The organism is Psychrobacillus sp. AK 1817 (assembly GCF_008807035.1).
GTDB classification, from domain to species: domain Bacteria; phylum Bacillota; class Bacilli; order Bacillales_A; family Planococcaceae; genus Psychrobacillus; species Psychrobacillus faecigallinarum.
The window spans coordinates 1098704-1117070 of the sequence record NZ_CP031739.1 but is presented as its reverse complement, the minus strand read 5'-3'; the positions used below and the strand labels follow the sequence as shown (position 1 = coordinate 1117070).

At 36.2% G+C, this 18367-nt stretch carries 13 protein-coding genes; 9 read left to right on the top strand and 4 right to left on the bottom strand.

Annotated features, from left to right (window positions below):
- Positions 1-130: 130 nt before the first annotated feature.
- Entirely contained in the window at positions 131-1321 is a 1191-nt protein-coding gene (locus D0S48_RS05815) for a coenzyme F420-0:L-glutamate ligase (RefSeq protein WP_144537990.1), read from the bottom strand.
- A 112-nt stretch (positions 1322-1433) separates the two neighbouring features.
- On the opposite strand from D0S48_RS05815, the gene D0S48_RS05810 reads away from it, so the two are divergent.
- Positions 1434-2312 carry a LysR family transcriptional regulator gene (locus D0S48_RS05810; RefSeq protein ID WP_144537991.1) on the top strand — a complete coding sequence of 293 codons (879 nt, stop codon included), beginning with the start codon at positions 1434-1436 and terminating at the stop codon, positions 2310-2312.
- Positions 2313-2609: 297 nt separating this feature from the next.
- Positions 2610-3089, top strand: coding sequence for a phosphate-starvation-inducible protein PsiE (gene psiE, locus D0S48_RS05805; protein WP_151110623.1), 480 nt, complete (start codon positions 2610-2612; stop codon positions 3087-3089).
- A 136-nt stretch (positions 3090-3225) separates the two neighbouring features.
- On the opposite strand, the gene D0S48_RS05800 is transcribed toward psiE, so the two are convergent.
- Positions 3226-4932, bottom strand: coding sequence for a transglutaminase domain-containing protein (locus tag D0S48_RS05800; RefSeq protein WP_151110621.1), 1707 nt, complete (start codon positions 4930-4932; stop codon positions 3226-3228).
- Between the two features lie 893 nt (positions 4933-5825).
- Here D0S48_RS05800 and D0S48_RS05795 point away from each other — a divergent pair.
- From D0S48_RS05795 to D0S48_RS05765, 7 genes are all read left to right on the top strand, one after another.
- A complete protein-coding gene (locus D0S48_RS05795) occupies positions 5826-7283 on the top strand; it encodes a DASS family sodium-coupled anion symporter (RefSeq protein ID WP_144537994.1) in 1458 nt (485 codons plus the stop codon).
- A 45-nt stretch (positions 7284-7328) separates the two neighbouring features.
- Positions 7329-10124 carry a 2-oxoglutarate dehydrogenase E1 component gene (locus D0S48_RS05790; RefSeq protein WP_151110619.1) on the top strand — a complete coding sequence of 932 codons (2796 nt, stop codon included), beginning with the start codon at positions 7329-7331 and terminating at the stop codon, positions 10122-10124.
- A gap of 23 nt (positions 10125-10147) precedes the next feature.
- Positions 10148-11380, top strand: coding sequence for a 2-oxoglutarate dehydrogenase complex dihydrolipoyllysine-residue succinyltransferase (gene odhB / locus D0S48_RS05785; protein ID WP_151110617.1), 1233 nt, complete (start codon positions 10148-10150; stop codon positions 11378-11380).
- A gap of 734 nt (positions 11381-12114) precedes the next feature.
- A complete protein-coding gene (locus tag D0S48_RS05780; RefSeq protein ID WP_144537997.1) occupies positions 12115-13383 on the top strand; it encodes an ammonium transporter in 1269 nt (422 codons plus the stop codon).
- Positions 13384-13446: 63 nt separating this feature from the next.
- A complete protein-coding gene (locus D0S48_RS05775) occupies positions 13447-14400 on the top strand; it encodes a DUF294 nucleotidyltransferase-like domain-containing protein (RefSeq protein WP_151110615.1) in 954 nt (317 codons plus the stop codon).
- Positions 14401-14420: 20 nt separating this feature from the next.
- Positions 14421-15140 carry an exonuclease domain-containing protein gene (locus D0S48_RS05770; protein WP_151110614.1) on the top strand — a complete coding sequence of 240 codons (720 nt, stop codon included), beginning with the start codon at positions 14421-14423 and terminating at the stop codon, positions 15138-15140.
- Positions 15141-15622: 482 nt separating this feature from the next.
- Positions 15623-16489: an alpha/beta fold hydrolase gene (locus D0S48_RS05765; RefSeq protein ID WP_225321698.1), complete on the top strand. Its 867-nt coding sequence runs from the start codon at positions 15623-15625 to the stop codon at positions 16487-16489.
- Between the two features lie 69 nt (positions 16490-16558).
- Here the strand turns inward: D0S48_RS05765 and D0S48_RS05760 are convergent, their stop codons facing one another.
- Positions 16559-17749, bottom strand: coding sequence for a M14 family metallopeptidase (locus D0S48_RS05760; RefSeq protein ID WP_151110609.1), 1191 nt, complete (start codon positions 17747-17749; stop codon positions 16559-16561).
- A gap of 113 nt (positions 17750-17862) precedes the next feature.
- Positions 17863-18345 carry a ribonuclease E activity regulator RraA gene (rraA, locus tag D0S48_RS05755; protein WP_151110607.1) on the bottom strand — a complete coding sequence of 161 codons (483 nt, stop codon included), beginning with the start codon at positions 18343-18345 and terminating at the stop codon, positions 17863-17865.
- Positions 18346-18367: the final 22 nt, after the last annotated feature.

Below are 18367 nucleotides of genomic sequence, written 5' to 3'. Positions count from 1 at the left end.
TCGATAGCCTTACGAATGTAAGATTAGCGATTTAACATTTAACTATACTATACCTTGCTAATTTGCATTTTATTTAGTACAAAAAAAGAAGGCTCGAGACATTTAGTCCAAGCCCCCATAAGTAAGGAAGTTATTTAGTATAATTATCAAAGTAGCCCTGAATATATATCATTGGAGTACCCTTATCTCCACTACCTGAGGTTAAATCAGAAAGCGATCCAATAAGGTCTGTTAATCTTCTAGGAGTAGTGCCTTGCGCCTCCATTGCACCAACGAGATCATCACCTTTGTTGTTAATATGCTCGGTAATTGCTTTTTTCAGTTCTTCGCCTCTCAAATGTGCAAAATTATTATCGGCAAGATATTTTAATTTTACTTCGTTTGGTGTCCCTTCTAATCCAGCAGTAAAGGCAGGTGAAACTACTGGATCAGCAAGCTCCCAAATATGTCCGACCGGATCTTTAAATGCTCCGTCTCCGTATACCATTACTTCCACATGTTTACCTGTTTTTTCTTTAAGCATATCTTGAATATTATCAACAATTGGTTGGCAATTACGCGGGAATAACTTCACACTATCTTCAGTGGATTTGTTGGACCCAAGTAAACCATATTCTTCATTAAAGCCACTTCCATCTACTGACTCAGAGAGTAGGTTATCCAGGCTATAAATTTTTTCTCCGCCATTGGCTTTAAGGATTTTTTTCGTTCTAAATCTCGAATGAATATCACAAGTTAGTACGTTCTTAGTATAATCCAAAATAGATTTCGGGTTGTTAGAGAATATTACTTCACATTCAACTCCATATTCTTCTATTAGAGCTTTATAGTAAGCGATGTAATCTACTCCAGTAAAAGGATGTAGCTTATAACCAAAGTGGTCACGGAATTGTTTTTCTGTAAGAACATCAGTCCAAGGGTTAACTCCCTTTTCATCTAACTCATCGATATCTACTAGATGATTACCGACTTCATCTGAGGGGTAGCTAAGCATCAAAACAATTTTCCTCGTACCTTTTGCTATACCACGTAGAACGACTGCGAAACGGTTACGACTTAGAATAGGGAAAATAACACCCAGTGTGTCGTCTCCAAATTTTGAATGAACATCTTTTGCAATTTGGTCAATGCTTGCATAATTTCCTTGAGCACGTGCAACGATCGATTCAGTCACTGTCACGATATCTTGATCGTTAATAGAAAAACCTTCCACTTCTGAAGCTTTTAAAACGCTATCTACTACAATCTCTTCAATATTGTCACCTTTATTTATAATAGGGCCACGAAGACCTCTAACAACTGTACCAACTACTCTTTCCAAATTGAACGCTCCTTCAACTGTAATATATATATTATTTCCACTTGTAATATTACTCAATTCAATGATATAAGTAAAATTAATATATATAATAATAGATATAAGAGGTGCTTATATGTCAGAGAAACTGGATCTATATAAAATATTTTGTGTGGTTAGTAAAAATAGTAGCTTCTCAAAGGCTGCAAAAGATTTGTTTATGACACAACCAGCAATTAGCCAAGCAATTATGCAACTTGAAAGAGAACTAGACACAAGGTTGTTTTATCGAACAACTAAGGGAGTAACTCTGACAACAGAAGGCTCTGTATTGTTTGAATATGCTAGCTCTGCCTTGAAACTAATTGATACAGGGGAGGAAAAAATACTAGAATTTAAAAATCTAACTGCAGGGGAGCTTAAAATTGGAGTAGGAGATACAATTTCACGATTTTTCTTGCTCCCTTACTTAGAAGAATTTCATAATAAATATCCTAGTATTAAATTTACAATTGTGAATGGTACAACAACAGAGCTTTGCGCCATCTTAAAAGCAGGCGAGGTGGATATTGCTTTTTGCAATTTTCCAGTAGAGGACGATAGTCTTGGACAAAGACCTTGCTTAGAGGTGCAGGACATTTTTGTTTATGGGGAAAAGTTTAATAAAGTCTTGTCAAAGCCAATTAGTTTAAATGAGCTAGTAAAATTACCTTTAATATTTCTCGAGTCAAAATCTATTTCTAGACGATATGTAGAAGATTATATGCTCTCAAAAGGAGTAAAAATTTCTCCCGAGTTTGAATTGGGTTCTCATGATTTATTATTAGAATTTGCTAAAATAAACCTAGGTATTGCTTGTGTGACTAAACAATTTGCTAAAGAATATTTAAATAAGGGAATATTAAAAGAAGTGCAATTAAAAGAGGACATACCTAAAAGAAATATAGGGGTATGCTTTTTAAAAAGAGTACCCCTATCAACAGCTGCCACAAAATTTGTCGACTTAATCGAATAGGATAGATAAAAGAGGCTAGTACAAAACTTGTCTTTTAAATTCAAAACCCCGGAAATTTTATTATTCGTAAAATTTTCGGGGGTTTTGTTTTTTTATCCACTTCGTAGCAATTTTTGCTCTTTTCACTAGACATCTGATTCATTAAATAAAATTAAATTAGTTTTATCAACAAATAGACGCCTTTAAAAATAGACTGAATGCCTTTAAAGAAACAAAAATAATTTTAAATTTCAGAAAAAATAGACATGTTAGGTTATCTTACATTATAATAATGTATTATTAAAAAGGAGGAATTGAATGGTTAAATTTACAGCTATGTTATCGATCATCCCAAAAGCCTTGCAAGTTTTTTTAAATCTCTGTTTAGTCCTCTTGGCATTTATATTAGCATTTTTGCTAATGAAGAAACTTACAATTTTTATCCAAATGTTAGTCACCGTAGGTACCAGCGACTATAAAATGTTCCTTGCTAACATCCTCATATTCTTTTTATATTTTGAGTTCATCACCATGATTGTGAAGTATTTCAAAGAAGACTACCACTTTCCTCTCAGGTATTTTTTATACGTAGGTATTACCGCTATGATTCGCCTCATTATTGTAGAACATGATCACCCTATTGATACACTTCTTTACTCGCTAGTTATACTCATTTTAATTGTAGGATATTTTATTATGAATATCACTCCTTTGGAAAGACCGAATAATCCGTGGTTTATAAAAAAAGGAGAAGAAGGGAGAGTTGTTGGGCTAGAGGGTAAAAATGAAGGTGCTTGATAGCAGTCACCTTGAGTCTATTATTTTTTTCATTAAAAAAGACAAAGACAGTTGAACAACAGGGCTTCCTTTTGATCAACTAGCTTTGTCTAAATTTGTAAGGTATTAGGTGTTTGAGTTTTTCTTAAGAATAAATTTAGTAGACTATACCATTGCGTGTATGGGTTTTGTTAAAATCTTCATCAGCAGGGTCAAAGTAATCTTCACTAAAGCTTGCTATAAATTTGTTTTCTTTAATATAGCCAGCCCCCCAGGTTGGATCCATAGTTAACCAACTGTCATCCACCCTTGCCTCAACCCAAGCATGCCTATCTGTTGTGTATCCTTCTACAAAGCGAGCCTCAATATGGACTGCTCGTAAAAGGGCAATTGTTAAATAGGCATAGTCCTGACAAACTCCCGTTTTTAACTCCAGCGTTTTTAAAGCGCTATCATCCCAATTAAAATCTTCATTTTGAAATTTAGTAACGTCGTAGGAAATATTGTTTGCAACAAAGTCATAGATGGCTTTTGTTTTATCTCTTTCGGAAACTTTGTCTTTTATGAGATTGTTTGCTAGTTCAATAATTTGAGGTGAATCTGATTCTACTCCTCTAGAAGGAAGGATATCTCGTTTATCTTGTTCTATAGTTGAAAGTACTTCAAATTTTGCTACCTCATAGTATCTAAAAAAGTTATTCTTTGTGCTAGTGATTTCAGGAACGCTAATAGAAATCTCATATTTTCCAGGACCAAACCTCAAGTAAAAAGAATGATCAAATGCATAATTACTAATAGGAATTACTTCTAAGGCTAGGTCTTCTCCTTTTTTAGTTTGTACATAGAGGTGAGTTGTTTCCGCTGATAGTAACGCTTCTGGATCGATAAAACCTTTTATATGAAATTTATGCTCGCTAACGCTACTAGCATAGATGGGCTCTAATAGATTAACTCCTCGTTCGGTATATAGGGAGGAGTAATGAATAGGCTCCATTTCTTCAATAGATGTATTTTCTATGAGTAAATCTGTTGCAGTTTTGTAATAGTTTTCTTTATCTGAATCAGGAATCATTACCTCTAGAGTATGTAATCCTTGACCATATAAAAGGGGAATCTTAGTAGTAAAAGTTCCATTTTTAACAGGAATCACTTTGCTCCATATCTGGCCATCCTTAGTCAACCGAACCATAATATCCTGGTAACCTGCGGCTTTCAGGATTTCCCCATTCAATGTAAATACACCATCTTCTTCTACTACATAACTAACCTTGGTATCAAGACCTAGCCCAGCTTCTAAACCAAGTGGTGTATAAGTAACGTCTCTTATCCTTTCTGGGTTGATATTAATAACCTCAAAGTTTGCTGTATCATAATAATAGTTTTCTCGCTCAGTGCTAGGGACTTGAACTTTTATTTTATATGTTCCTTCTCCGTTAAAAAAATGAACTGTTTGATTAAATTCCCCATCATTAATAGGAACGAAATAATTCTGTTCTTTTCCTGCAACTCCTACTTTTTCTGCTTGGATGTTAATCCATATATAGTGTGATTTTAAGTCATCTATTTTATCTATTTTCCCAGCAATGGTGATTTCTCCATTAGCAGAAAATTTCTTGTATTTTGGTTCAGAAAAAGTAATACCAAGCTCGCTTGCATTAGGGGATGTGATATCAAGCGGGAGAAGGTTTATGCTTTTGTTTTTTTCTTCTACTATCGCTTCATAATCATCTTCTTGCATAGCTATAGGCACAATATTGGTCTGCTCTTTTGTTAAGGGTTTTTCAAGGGAGATGGAATCTTTATTGCAAGCTGTTAGAAAACATAGTAGGTAAAGTAGGGAAATTCGCGCTATCCAAGGCTTCATAGACTTCCTCCTTTCATTTTTAGATAACTTCTTCTCATAACCATTCTCTCATAAAAATTGGAAAAAGAGAGGATTATTTTAATCTCATTTATTCAAACACTAATTGAACTTATTTAAAATTATATGCGTGTTAAATGTGCCCGCTTCTTGAGCAGGGAGAAAAATCATACCAACTCATGTGAAGTTCTACAAATTCGTTTAGCTCACTGAGGAAAGACGTATAGATCAATTAGCTAGACACTTAATAATTCAAATTTAATTATTAAGTACTACTTAAGAATTGGCTTAAATGTGAGTATATACCTTTTAAACCATAAAATATTGACAAAAATATGAACAAAAGATTAAAAATTATTTAAAAATTTATGAAATAGATTGGTATATATAAACAAAAAGAAATTGTAGAGGTATACTTATTGTGAATTAATTCACATTGTTTGATGATATTTAGTTCTTCCTAGTTTACTAAGTAACCAAGAAAGGTAGAGATAACCTAACTGAAATGCATTTTTAATATCCTTTCGGAAGAAATCTAACAGTTAATAGTGCATATGCAAGGAATGACAATATCTGTTACACCGAGAGAGGCATAGTAGTTTACAGTAAAAAATTTAAGAATTTTATTGCAGCTAATTAGATCTTTGTATGAGTCGGAAAACGACAGTCAAATTTGCTTAGAAAGCATCGTATAAAAATGAATTCTATTAGCAAAATAAGTAACGATAACTAGCATGGATTCTCGAAGGGTCATATTAATGGATTAGGTAAGATGTTTGAAGAATCACAGTAATAGAAAGTGTACTCCTATAGTTTGCAAAATAAAACTATATAAAAAATTTTAAGATATATTCTATTTTACAATAATATTCTATAGAAATAGAGGAGGAATTGTAATGAAAAAGAATAAAACGTTTTTTATTCTCCTAGCTTTTGCAGTATTTTTAATTATTGTATTATTACCCACTCCTGAAGGACTTCCGGTTGCAGGGCAGAGAGCTCTAGCGATTCTTGCATTGGCGGTAATTCTATGGGTAACGGAAGCCGTATCGTTTCCAGTGAGTGCGGCAATAATCATTGTACTTATTTCTGTATTCATCGGTCTAGCACCAACCATCGATGATCCTTCAATAGATTACACAACTTCAGGTGCTTTAAAGTTAGCATTAGGAGGTTTTAGCTCCTCGGCTGTCGGCCTAGTTGCTGGAGCAACATTCATAGCTGCAGCAATGGAGCTTACTGGATTACATAAACGTTTAGCACTGTTCATCATGTCTAAGGTAGGTACAAAAACAAAAAGCCTAGTTTTTGGAACAATAGTTGTAAGTATCGTGCTAGCGTTATTTGTTCCAAGTGCTACAGCTCGGGCAGGTACTATCTTGCCTATTCTATTAGGGGTAGTCGCTGCCTTCAACCTACCTAAAACAAGTAGACTTTCTGCCCTATTAGTAGTCACAGCAGTTCAGTCTATTTCTATCTGGAACATAGGGATTAAAACAGCAGCCGCTCAAAACATGGTCGCTCTAGGATTCATTGAAGAAAACTTTGGTATCAATATTACTTGGGGTCAATGGTTTATATATGCTGGGCCATGGTCAATTTTAATGTCTTTCGTATTATTCTTCATCATGAACAAGCTTATTAAACCGGAGCTATCTGAATTAGAAAATGGCGATGTAGTCATTAAAAATCAATTAAAAGAATTAGGTCAAATAACTGGTAAAGAAAAACGGTTAATCATTATTTCAATTGCTTTATTAATTCTTTGGGCAACTGAAGGCATACTTCACCCACTAGATTCAACGACTGTTACATTTATAGCTGTAATGGTTATGCTCTTGCCGGGTATTGGAATTTTCACTTGGAAAGAAGTCCAAAATAAGATTCCTTGGGGAACTCTAGTAGTATTCGCAGTTGGAATCTCTATGGGAACAGTACTTTTACAAACAGAAGGTGCATCTTGGTTATCTGAAAATACATTAGAGGCAGTCGGGTTAACAGAAATGCCACTTATTTTCATTATCATGGTTCTCTCACTGTTTAATATATTGATTCACCTAGGTTTTGCAAGCGCAACAAGCTTAGCTTCGGCGTTTATCCCTATCGTTATTGCGTTGGTGGTTTCAATGCAACCTACTTCGTTTAACGGTCCAGGTCTAGTATTGATCCAGCAATTTGTTGTTTGCTTTGGTTTTTTGCTTCCAGTAAGTGCGCCTCAAAACATGCTCGCATATGGTACTGGAGCATTTACAACAAAAGACCTTTTAAAATCTGGGCTACCAATTACTATTATTGGGTACGCGTTAATCATTATCTTCAGTATGACTTATTGGCAATGGGTGGGACTACTTTAAGACGAGGTACGTTACGAACTAAAAAGATTAGGATGTGTTAGTAAAATGAAAAGTAATTTATATCCGTGGAATGAATTTCAAGGTCCCAATTTGGCCTACCTTTTAGAACAGTATGATCTATATTTAAATTCTCCTGAAAATGTTTCAGAGGATATAGCGAATCTCTTTAAACAATACGGGGCACCGGTCGATTCTTTAAACAAAAATGAAGCGGTTGTAGGAAGAGGGAGTTCGGAAAACCTAGAAAAGATTCTTCGAGCTATTGAATTAGCAGATTCCATTCGAAGACATGGACACCACAACGCTAATATTTATCCGCTTAATAACGGCATGAAGGACCCTTCTAGAATTGATATGCAAGGATATGGTCTTTCTGAACAGGACCTTATGGAAGTACCAGCTGTACTAATAATACCTAATCCTCCTGGTGACATAGTTAATGGTCTACAAGCTATAAATTATTTAAAGTCTATATACACAGATAATATAGCATTTGAAATTAGGCATATAGTTAACTCTGAGGAACGACAATGGCTTCAAAATAAAATTGAAGGAAATGCTATCAAGGCAAATCTTTCCACTGGGGAAAAGAAAGAACTTTTGAAGCGTTTAACCAAAATTGAGGGCTTTGAAAAATTCATACATCGTACGTTTGTAGGTGCTAAACGGTTCTCTATAGAAGGATTAGATTCCTTGGTGGTCTTAATTGATGAATTAGTATCTCAAGCAAATCTAACCAATACAAAGCAGATTAATATTGGAATGGCACACCGTGGTCGATTAAATGTACTAACACATGTTTTGAAAAAACCTTATGAAATGATGTTCGCTGAATTTGCCCACGTTCCATCTGAATCTTTTTTACCAAAAGATGGTTCATTGGAGATTTCAGAGGGTTGGTATGGAGATGTGAAATATCATAAAGGGGCAACCTATCATTCAGGTGATGGAATGACCATTAAACTTGCCTATAACCCATCCCATCTCGAAGTTGTAAGTCCAGTAGTAACTGGTCAAACACGAGCAGCTCAGGAAGTGAAAAATGTTCCTGGCTATCCAGAGCAAGACAAAAACGCGGCTTTCGCAATTTTAATACATGGAGATGCAGCTTTTCCAGGACAAGGAGTTGTAACTGAGGTACTAAATTATAGTCGTGTGCGCGGTTTTCAAACAGGGGGCTCTATTCATATTATAGCTAATAATATGATTGGATTTACGACAGAGCAATACGATTCACGCTCCACTAACTATTCTTCTGACCCTGCTAAAGGATTTGAAGTTCCGGTTATTCATGTAAATGCGGATAATCCTGAAGCGGTTATAGGAGTAGCTCAACTTGCGTTTGAATATCGTAGACAATTTGGCAAGGATATAGTTATTGACCTCATTGGTTATCGTCGTTATGGGCACAATGAGATGGATGAGCCTTCGGTAACTAATCCAATGATGTACCATATAGTCCATAAGCATCCTACTGCAAGAAAAATTTATGGAGAACAGCTTGTAGAAGAAAAGGTAATTGAATCAACTGAAGTAGATGTACTAGATGAAATGATCTTAGAGGAAATGCAACAGGCATATGATCGTGTCAAAGAGTTACCTCAAACAACTGCACATGAAGTGATTATTCCAGAAGCAGTGTTAACTGGTTATCCCAAATTTACAACAGGAGTAGAGGGTGAAAAGTTAAGAAAGGTTAATGAGGAACTTTTAACTTGGACAAAAGAATTTACTCCATTTAAAAAGCTTGAGAAAATATTGAAACGCCGAGAAGAGCCTTTTACTAGCAATGGTAAAATTGACTGGGGGCATGCGGAAACACTTGCATTTGCCACACTCTTGCAAGAAGGGATTTCCGTGCGTTTATCCGGACAAGACGCTCAACGTGGAACGTTCTCTCATAGACATTTAGTTTTACATGATGAAAAAAATGGTGAAGAATTAATTCCTATGCATTTTATTGACAGTTCAAATGCATCCTTCGTTGTCTATAATAGCCCATTAACCGAATCAGCTATTTTAGGCTATGAGTTTGGATACAGCCTAGAGGACAAAAATACTTTGACAATTTGGGAAGCGCAATACGGGGATTTTGCAAATATGGCCCAAGTAATGTTTGATAACTTTATTAGCTCCGCACGAGCTAAGTGGGGGTTAAAATCAGGGCTTGTTATGTTGCTGCCACACGGTGCTGAAGGGCAAGGAGCAGAGCATACAAGTGCAAGGTTAGAACGTTATTTACAGCTTTCTGCTGAAAATAACTGGACAGTGGCTAATCTTTCGAGTGCAGCAAACTACTTCCATATATTGCGCAGACAAGCGGCATCATTAAATGAAGAGTTTGTTCGTCCGTTATTAATCGTTTCACCAAAATCTCTGTTACGAAATCCTTTAGTAGGTGCTGATGTATCAGATTTGACTGAAGGAAGTTTCCAAGTTGTGATTGAACAGTCTGGTCTTGGTGGACAACCTGAAAAAGTAAAAAAAATCGTCTTTGCAAGTGGTAAATTAGCAATTGATTTAGCGGAAAAAGTAAAGGACAGCTCTGAATTTAATTATTTGCATATTATTCGCGTGGAGCAGCTTTATCCTTTCCCAAAAGAAGAAATTACTGATATTGTGAAACGTTACCCTAATGTAGAACAACTCACTTGGGCACAAGAAGAACCTGAAAACATGGGATCTTGGAATTATGCTCTTCCGTATTTGTTGCATATAGCAGATGGAAGAAACATTGTTTATACAGGACGAGTTCATCGTGCGAGTCCCGCCGAGGGTGATGCAGATACTTATAAAGTAGAACAGGCAAGAATTATAGAAGAAGCATTGAAAGGCTTGTAAGCAACTAAGAGGAGGAAGTTTAAGTGGCTGAAATTATTGTTCCGGAACTAGCAGAGTCTATTACAGAGGGCACTATCGCTCAGTGGTTAAAAAAACCAGGTGATACTGTTGAAAAAGGTGAGTTCATTGTTGAGCTTGAGACAGATAAAGTAAATGTTGAGGTTATTTCGGAGGAAGCAGGAGTAGTTAGTGAGCTATTATTTGGTGAAGGAGATACAGTGCAAGTAGGAGAAGTTATTGCGATTGTTGGTGAAGGATCTGGAGCTCCTGCTTCACAACCTAAAAATGAGGAAGTGAAAGTAGAAGAGAAAGCACCAGAAATACCTAAGGCAGAAAATGCACCGATTACTAATACAGAAGGGACCTCTGATCATCAAGGTCGACCAATTGCTAGTCCTGCTGCACGAAAACTTGCAAGAGAAAAAGGTATTGACTTAAATGATGTATCACCTGTCGATCCAATGGGACGGGTTCGTGTACAAGATGTATCTGCTCATGGTTCAAAACAAACAACAGAGTCGCCTAAATTAGCATCTGCTCCTGTTAATGAAAATGATGGGCGTACCACTCGCGAAAAAATGTCTCGTCGACGCCAAACCATTGCTTCACGTTTGTTAGAAGTTAGACAAAGCACTGCAATGCTAACGACGTTTAATGAAATCGATATGACGAATGTTATGGCTTTACGCTCTCGTAAAAAAGATAAATTCTTTGAGGATAACGATGTTCGTTTAGGATTTATGTCATTTTTCACAAAAGCTGTAGTTGCTGCTCTTAAAAAATATCCTTATGTCAATTCTCAACTCGATGGAGAATATATTGTCAAAAACAACTTCTATGATATCGGTATTGCTGTATCTACAGAGGGAGGTCTTGTAGTACCTATCGTCCGTGATGCAGATCGCAAAAATTTTGCGGAAATTGAAGGAGATATTGCTGGCCTTGCTAAAAAAGCTCGAGATAACAAGCTAGCTCTTTCTGACATGACTGGAGGCTCCTTTACCATAACAAATGGTGGTGTATTTGGTTCACTCATGTCGACGCCAATCTTAAATGGGACTCAGGTTGGTATTTTAGGTATGCATACGATACAAAAACGTCCGGTAGCTGTGGGTCTCGAAATAGAAATTCGTCCAATGATGTATGTGGCTTTGTCTTATGATCATCGCGTAATTGACGGAAAGGATTCCGTGGGTTTTTTAAAAACCGTAAAAGAGCTACTGGAAAACCCGGAGGATTTAATGCTTGAATCCTAACAAATCTAGATGGGACAATAAAAGGAATTATAAAGTTAACTCAGCTAGAAATAATTTGAAAAATAGAATTTAAACATTTTCCAAGGAATGGTATTCAATAAATAACCTTGTTAATTCCTAATGGAAAAGTGATTCAAACAACACAAAAGCTTACTGGATAGATTGTATAATCCAGTAAGCTTTTTTTATTATTAAGAAACCGTAAATCTTATAAAGAAGTAACGAAGCGATAGAGTTATTATTTTCTGGGAAATACTTTTGCGTAACGGATAATTGAAATGATATGAATTACCCTGTATTTAAGTGGTGACACATTAAATTTTATTTCAAGGGACATTTCATGTCTGATGGTAGGGATCTTTTAGATAAAAAGATTTAGGATTAAGGTGGATATGTGAAAGGCACTGAGATACATTTCATATGTCTGTTCTAAATCCAATAAATTTGCATGCACCTCTCAACTATTCTTCTTTAAATTGGAGTTGTTTGTCATGTCATCTTTAAAAAAAGCTTAAAGTAGTTATTAGCCTTGTGTGCAAGGAAAAGGGAAGGATTTATTCATAAATTGTATTTACAAGTCTATGTGACATATATTCACACAAAATAAATTAAATTCAGAAAATTATATTGACATTCGTTATAAAACCAGTAAAATAAAAATATAAATAATTCATGTTATATTTCCTAACATAAGTAAGGGAATAAACATAACATGAATAAAAGGGGGAGTTAGAATGGAAGATGTAATGTATTTGATGAACAGCTTATGGACCATGGTTGCTGCAATTTTAGTTATTTTTATGATTGGTGGATTTATACTTTTAGAAGCTGGTTCAACAAGAATGAAGAATGCTGGTCACGTTGCTGGTAAAACAATTTTTACATTCGGCTTGGCTTCATTAATATTTTGGGCCGTCGGATATGGATTTATATTTGGAGGAAATGCTAACTTTTTTGTAGGAATGACTGATTTCTTCTATGGTGGTGGAGTACAGGAGGGAGCGAGCGTTTCTCCGACTGTCTTTTTTGTCTTTCAATTAGCGTTTGCTGGGATTGCGGTTACCATTGCTCTTGGTGGATTTGCAGAGCGTGCAAAATTATCTGCGTATGTTATTTTTACCATTCTATTTGGCATAATCGTTTATCCGGTAATCGCTCATTGGGTATGGGGAGGCGGATGGCTAGCGGAGCATGGTAAGCAAGATTTTGCTGGATCTACAGTAGTTCATTTAACAGGTGCAGCGGCAGCACTTGCTGCAACAATGATTCTTAAGCCTAGAATTGGAAAATATAATAAAGATGGCTCTGCCAATAATTTAGCGGGTCATAACCAAGTGTATACTGCATTAGGTGTATTGATCCTATGGGTTGGCTGGTTTGGATTTAATGCAGGCAGTACTGTTTCTGTAGATGCGGCATTCTTTGGGTATGTAGCCTTAAATACAGCACTTGCAGCTGGTGCAGGAGCTGTAGCGGCGACATTTATATCGTGGGTAGCTTTAGGGAAATCGGATATACCGACTATTTTAAACGGTGCTTTAGCTGGGTTGGTTGCTATTACTGCGTCGTGTGCTTTTGTAGATGTATGGGCGTCGGTTGTGATTGGTTTAATCGCTGGCGTTTTAGTATTCTATAGTGCACGATTCTTTGAAAAGAGAAAAATTGACGATCCAATATATGCTCTTTCGGTTCATGGAACTGCTGGTATTTGGGGAACTTTATCAACGGGTTTCTTTGCTACAACAGAACTTGCGACTACTGGTAAACCAGGTTTATTTTATGGAGGTGGGATTGACCAATTATTAGTCCAATTAATGGGAGTAGCGGCGTGTGGAGCATTCGCATTTGCCGTGTCATATGCTATCCTATTTATAATGAAAAAAGTCATGGGTGGTATTCGAGTGACTGAAGAAGAAGAAATTATGGGCTTAGACATGAGCGAGCATGGAAACTATGGTTATCCAGAGCAAATGGTTTTAGAGGAAGCAAAAGGCACTAATTGATTCGAATAAAATAGAAACAAAAGCCTCTGGTTCAGAGGCTTTTTGCTTAAAGGGAGTGTGGTCGTGGAAACATATGAATCCATAAGAGAATGGAAGGACCGGCAAATAATGTCCTATTTGAAAGATACCATTTCTCTCAATGTTTTTCATGATCAAGTAATGCACAAAGTAATGGATGTTGCTAAAACCACGGCAGGAATACCTCCTTGTGATTTTACTTGGTTTATCACGGGTAGTGGTGGGAGAAAAGAGCAAGGCTTGATCAGTGACCAAGACCATGGAATTGTATACGAATGGTCGAGTGAAAAGAATGATGCTTATTTTAAAACACTGGGAGATGAGCTTGCGCTTGGACTGAACGCAGTGGGTTATCCTTATTGTAAAGGGAATGTTATGAGTTCCAATCCTATGTGGTGCAAATCGTTTGAGCAGTGGCAAGAACAATTGGGTGAATGGTTGAGTGATGAAGGATGGGAAGCTATTAGATATCTACAAATATTCTTTGATGCAAGAGCATTGTACGGCAATCAAAGTTATACACAACAATTAAAATCTATTATTTGTGAATTCATACGGCAACATCCATCTACTCTCCCTCGCTTTTCTTCCAATATAAAGCATATAAAAAATGTGATTGGTCCTGTCGGTCAAATATTGGTAGAAAGACATGGACCCTATCAAGGAAATGTGAATTTTAAGTACGCGGCTTTTTTGCCATATGTAAACGCAGTGCGCTTATTGTCGATAAAGGAAGGTGTTTTGGAGACCTCTACTTTAAAAAGGATAAATCAATTGACTAGGTTAAATGATTATAAAAAAATGCTTCAAAATTGTGAAAAAAATTTCATAGAGTTATTAATATACCGGATGATTTTACTCCAAAAAGAAAATTATGAGGATACTCATTACTTAAATATAAACAACTTGAACAAGGAACAACTGCAAAATATGAAAAGAATATTAAAGGATGGAAAAAGGCTACATTCGGAAGTAATTGAACTAACTAGTATAAGTTAAAGAAACAAAGGGTGTTGGCGATGGCTTTTGAACCGTTTATGCAAATATTGAGAGGGCTACAAGGGAAGCGGACAAATGTGGGTATTAGTGACGTACAAAATGCTCAGCAAATGGCATTTTTACGTAATTTGCAAAAGGAAATAACTCAAGATGTGCTGAATATCCCTTTGGAGAATTTAAATGTTGTAGTATTTGATATTGAAACAACGGGCTTCTTTCCTGAAAAAGGTGATTGCATCATTTCTATAGGGGCTATTAAAATGACAGGGGAAAAGCTTATAGAAGAAGAGTTTTTTTATTCTCTTGTACATGTCAAACGAGAAATTCCTGATGAAATTGTTCAATTAACTGGCATTACAAGTGAACAATTAAGGGATGCATTGTCACTTGAGGAGGTATTTATTAAGTTTCTTCAATTTAAACAAAATAGCACCTTGGTTGCTCATCATGCTACTCATGAAAGGAACTTTATGGAACATACCAGTTCAACCTTATTTCGAACACCATTTAAGCATCGGATTGTAGATACATCTTTTCTTTTAAAAGTAATAGAGCCTAATTTGAATATAATAGCATTAGAAGATTTGTGTGATTATAACAATATTCCAGTAATTGGACGTCATCATGCTCTAGGAGATGCTAAAATGACTGCTAAGCTATGGAGTATTTATGTGAATAAAGCAAAAGAGGTTGGCTGCGAGACGTTAAACGATGTCTACCATCGCTTTGCAAGAATATGAGGGAAATAAACGAGATTCAAGTAAGCGGACGGGTCAAAATCCAACATAAAAATTTATACGCCCTAAAAATTTATTGATTAGTAAATTTTTAGGGCTTTTTTCTACTGCATAGCAGTTGTTCTCCGTTGCGGCGGCAGCTTTTCTGGGGGATGGGTCGAGCCTTTAGTCTCTCCCGCGAGCTTGTCCCCTAGGTGTCGCCGTCTTCGCTCCGAACAACTATAATTTTCTTCTATATCAAGTGAAAACTGTACATAATTTCAGGTATAACAGAGGACAACTTCACTTAAATTAATGTTTACGAAACCAGAAAATCACTCAGAATGAATTGTACTTTTGGTAAGAAATTATAACAAGAATCAATTTCCGGCATTTTTATCTAGCATTAAACTACTCATTTTCCAGCCTCTTATTATTATTTTAGAAGAGGGTATCTCTATATTTAAATCGAATATATACAGGAGATGAAGATAGGGAGTGAGTGCTTGAAGGATAAACAGCAATTAATAGATAGAAGAAATATTATTAATTACTATGAAGTTGGTGATAAACGAAATCCTTTAATTATTTGTCTACATGGACTGGCTGGGAACTCTATTTACACATACAGTGAGCTATCTGTTCTATTAGACAAGGATTTTCATCTTATCATGTTGGATCTTCCTGGTCATGGAGGCTCAAGCCCTTTAAAGGGAGAAGACGATTATTTATTTTCTTCATTGGCACAGTGGTTGCAAAAAGTTATTAAACAAATTACTATAAAACCTTTTTATATAATGGGCCACTCCTGGGGAGCTGATTTAGCACTTCATTATACACGGTATCATCCTACGGATCTATTAGGGATTATTTTGTTGGATGGAGGATTTACATTTCCTGTGAATCAACCAGAAATGACATTTGACTTAGCATTAAGTGGATGGGATACATATATGGATAATTCCACATTAGTAGATTGGGATACTATTATAGAGGAATACAAGACTTATACAAAACAATGGAATAATGAAAAGGAGGAGTTTGTAAGTTCGCTTTTTCGAAAAGAAGAGAATCGATATACTTTAATCTCAACTAAATTTACGGTCATATCCATTATAAAAGCTTTCTTCCTAGAGCCTTTTACCGATGCCTATCCATCCATACGTGCACCATTATTGCTTATTCACGCAACCTATCCGAAGTCTTTAGATAAAGCTCGTTTACTAGGTATACATCAGATAGAAACAGCTATCAATGACGTAACCATTATTGCTATGGAACATTCAGGACATATGCTTCAATGGGATGAACCAGAACAAACCGCAATTGAAATTAAAAGATGGATTTTACAGAAAGAATATATAACCAAATAGAAATTATATTGTCGTTTTTATAGGTTAAAGGACTTAATCCGGTTTCACAAAAGGAAACCGGATTTTTGCTTACAAATATAAGGCTGATAGAAAGATTCCTAGTGCGTCCTCATAAATTTCATCAAATTGAGATAGTGGAAGGGGATTGGTACCAATGCCAAGCTCAATAGTGAATCCTGGCCTCCTCCAATCTTGTATGAACCAGTCTTTATAGCCAGCATAGCTATTAGTTGTTTCTACAGGAATATAGCCGCTAGCTTCACCAAATTGAATAGCGAGGACCTCGTTTTCAGGAGGTTGAAGATCTTCAAAACCCCAATATATGACTTGACCTTGTGTGTGAAAAGGGAGTACTCGAGCAAAGTCTCTTTTTCTAGTTAAATCAGCCATTGCGATTGCCTCTGGTTCAGAAAGGGGGCTTTCTCCGCCGTAATCTCTCGGTCCGGGACTTTTGGGGTTTCTATCTCTTTCTAGCTCCCATAGTGCGGGAAACTGATCATTTAAGTCTACACCGTTTATATTGGCCTTCCATCCAGAAAAGTTAGTACTTCCGCTATTCCATTCGATAACGTTGCTTCTATAAGGCTCCTCAGTTGGAGGACCATTAATGACTAAGTTTACACCGTCTGGATTGACCATCGGCACTATAGAAAGGAAGGTTTGCTCATATAATGGTGTTGTAAGAACCCCTCTAATCGAACCTTGACTTGTCAAAGAGAGTAAATAGTCATTTAAAAAAGTCATAATAATTGGTGTGGTGATCCATTCATTTGCGTGGAAGGACCCATCAAAATGGACTCGCTTGTTTCCGTTGCCGATTATAATTTCTTGGAGGTCTTTGCCCATAACAGAGCTGCCAATCGAAGAAACTTTAATAAATGGATACACTGTTTGGAGGCGTCTAATATCGATAGACAATGCCTCGTAGTCGTAATTTTGTTTACCATTAATGACTCTCCATGTAATTCTTAGGGGAATTTTAATTGTTTGACCAATCTGTAAAGAGCTTGGATCAATATTGGGGTTAGCTAAAAGAATTTCATCTACTGAAACATTTCGACTTTGAGCAAGCGCCCACAGAGATTCTCCTCGTCTGATTTGGTAATCCAATCCTACGTATCCAGGGACTTGTATACGCTGGCCTAATGAAATTTGTTGTGGGTTTACGCTTTGGTTAGAATCGAGAATTAACTGTAGTGGAATATTAAACAACTGACTATAATAATAAAGGGAATCCCCCTGTCTTACAAAAACATCCATGCCTTTCCTCCACTTCATTCTATACATCTTAAAAGTATATGTATGTAGGGAGTGTAAGATGACTTTTTAAACAATACAAATAAGCGGCCAAAATATATTTCGACCGCTGTTGTTTAGTCCATCAATTTTCTCTTAGAAATAACTAAGCCATCCTCATCGACATAAACATAATCTCCTGGATGCCAATCAACCCCTAAGAAAAACAATGGGATATCTTCTTCACCGGTCCCTTCTTTTTTACTTTTTAAAGGATTGCTTCCAAGTGCTAATATTCCAATATCTAGCAGAGACAAATCTTTAGAATCTCGAATACAGCCATTTATAATAATTCCGGCTAAATTTCGACTTTCGGCAATTCTTGCTAGCCGATCTCCCAATAGAGCGCACTTTTTAGACCCCCCGCCATCGATTACTAAAACATTGCCTGCTGGAATGCTTTCTAAAGCATGACTTACTAACACATTGTCCTCGAAAACTTTAACGGTACAAATAGGGCCAGAAAAGCTATGGCTTTTACCGTAAGATTTAAATTCTGAACCTATCACCTGTAGCTCATTTGAATTATCATCACATAAATCGGCAGTTTGGAATGTCATAGAATTTGCCTCCTAGGTTATT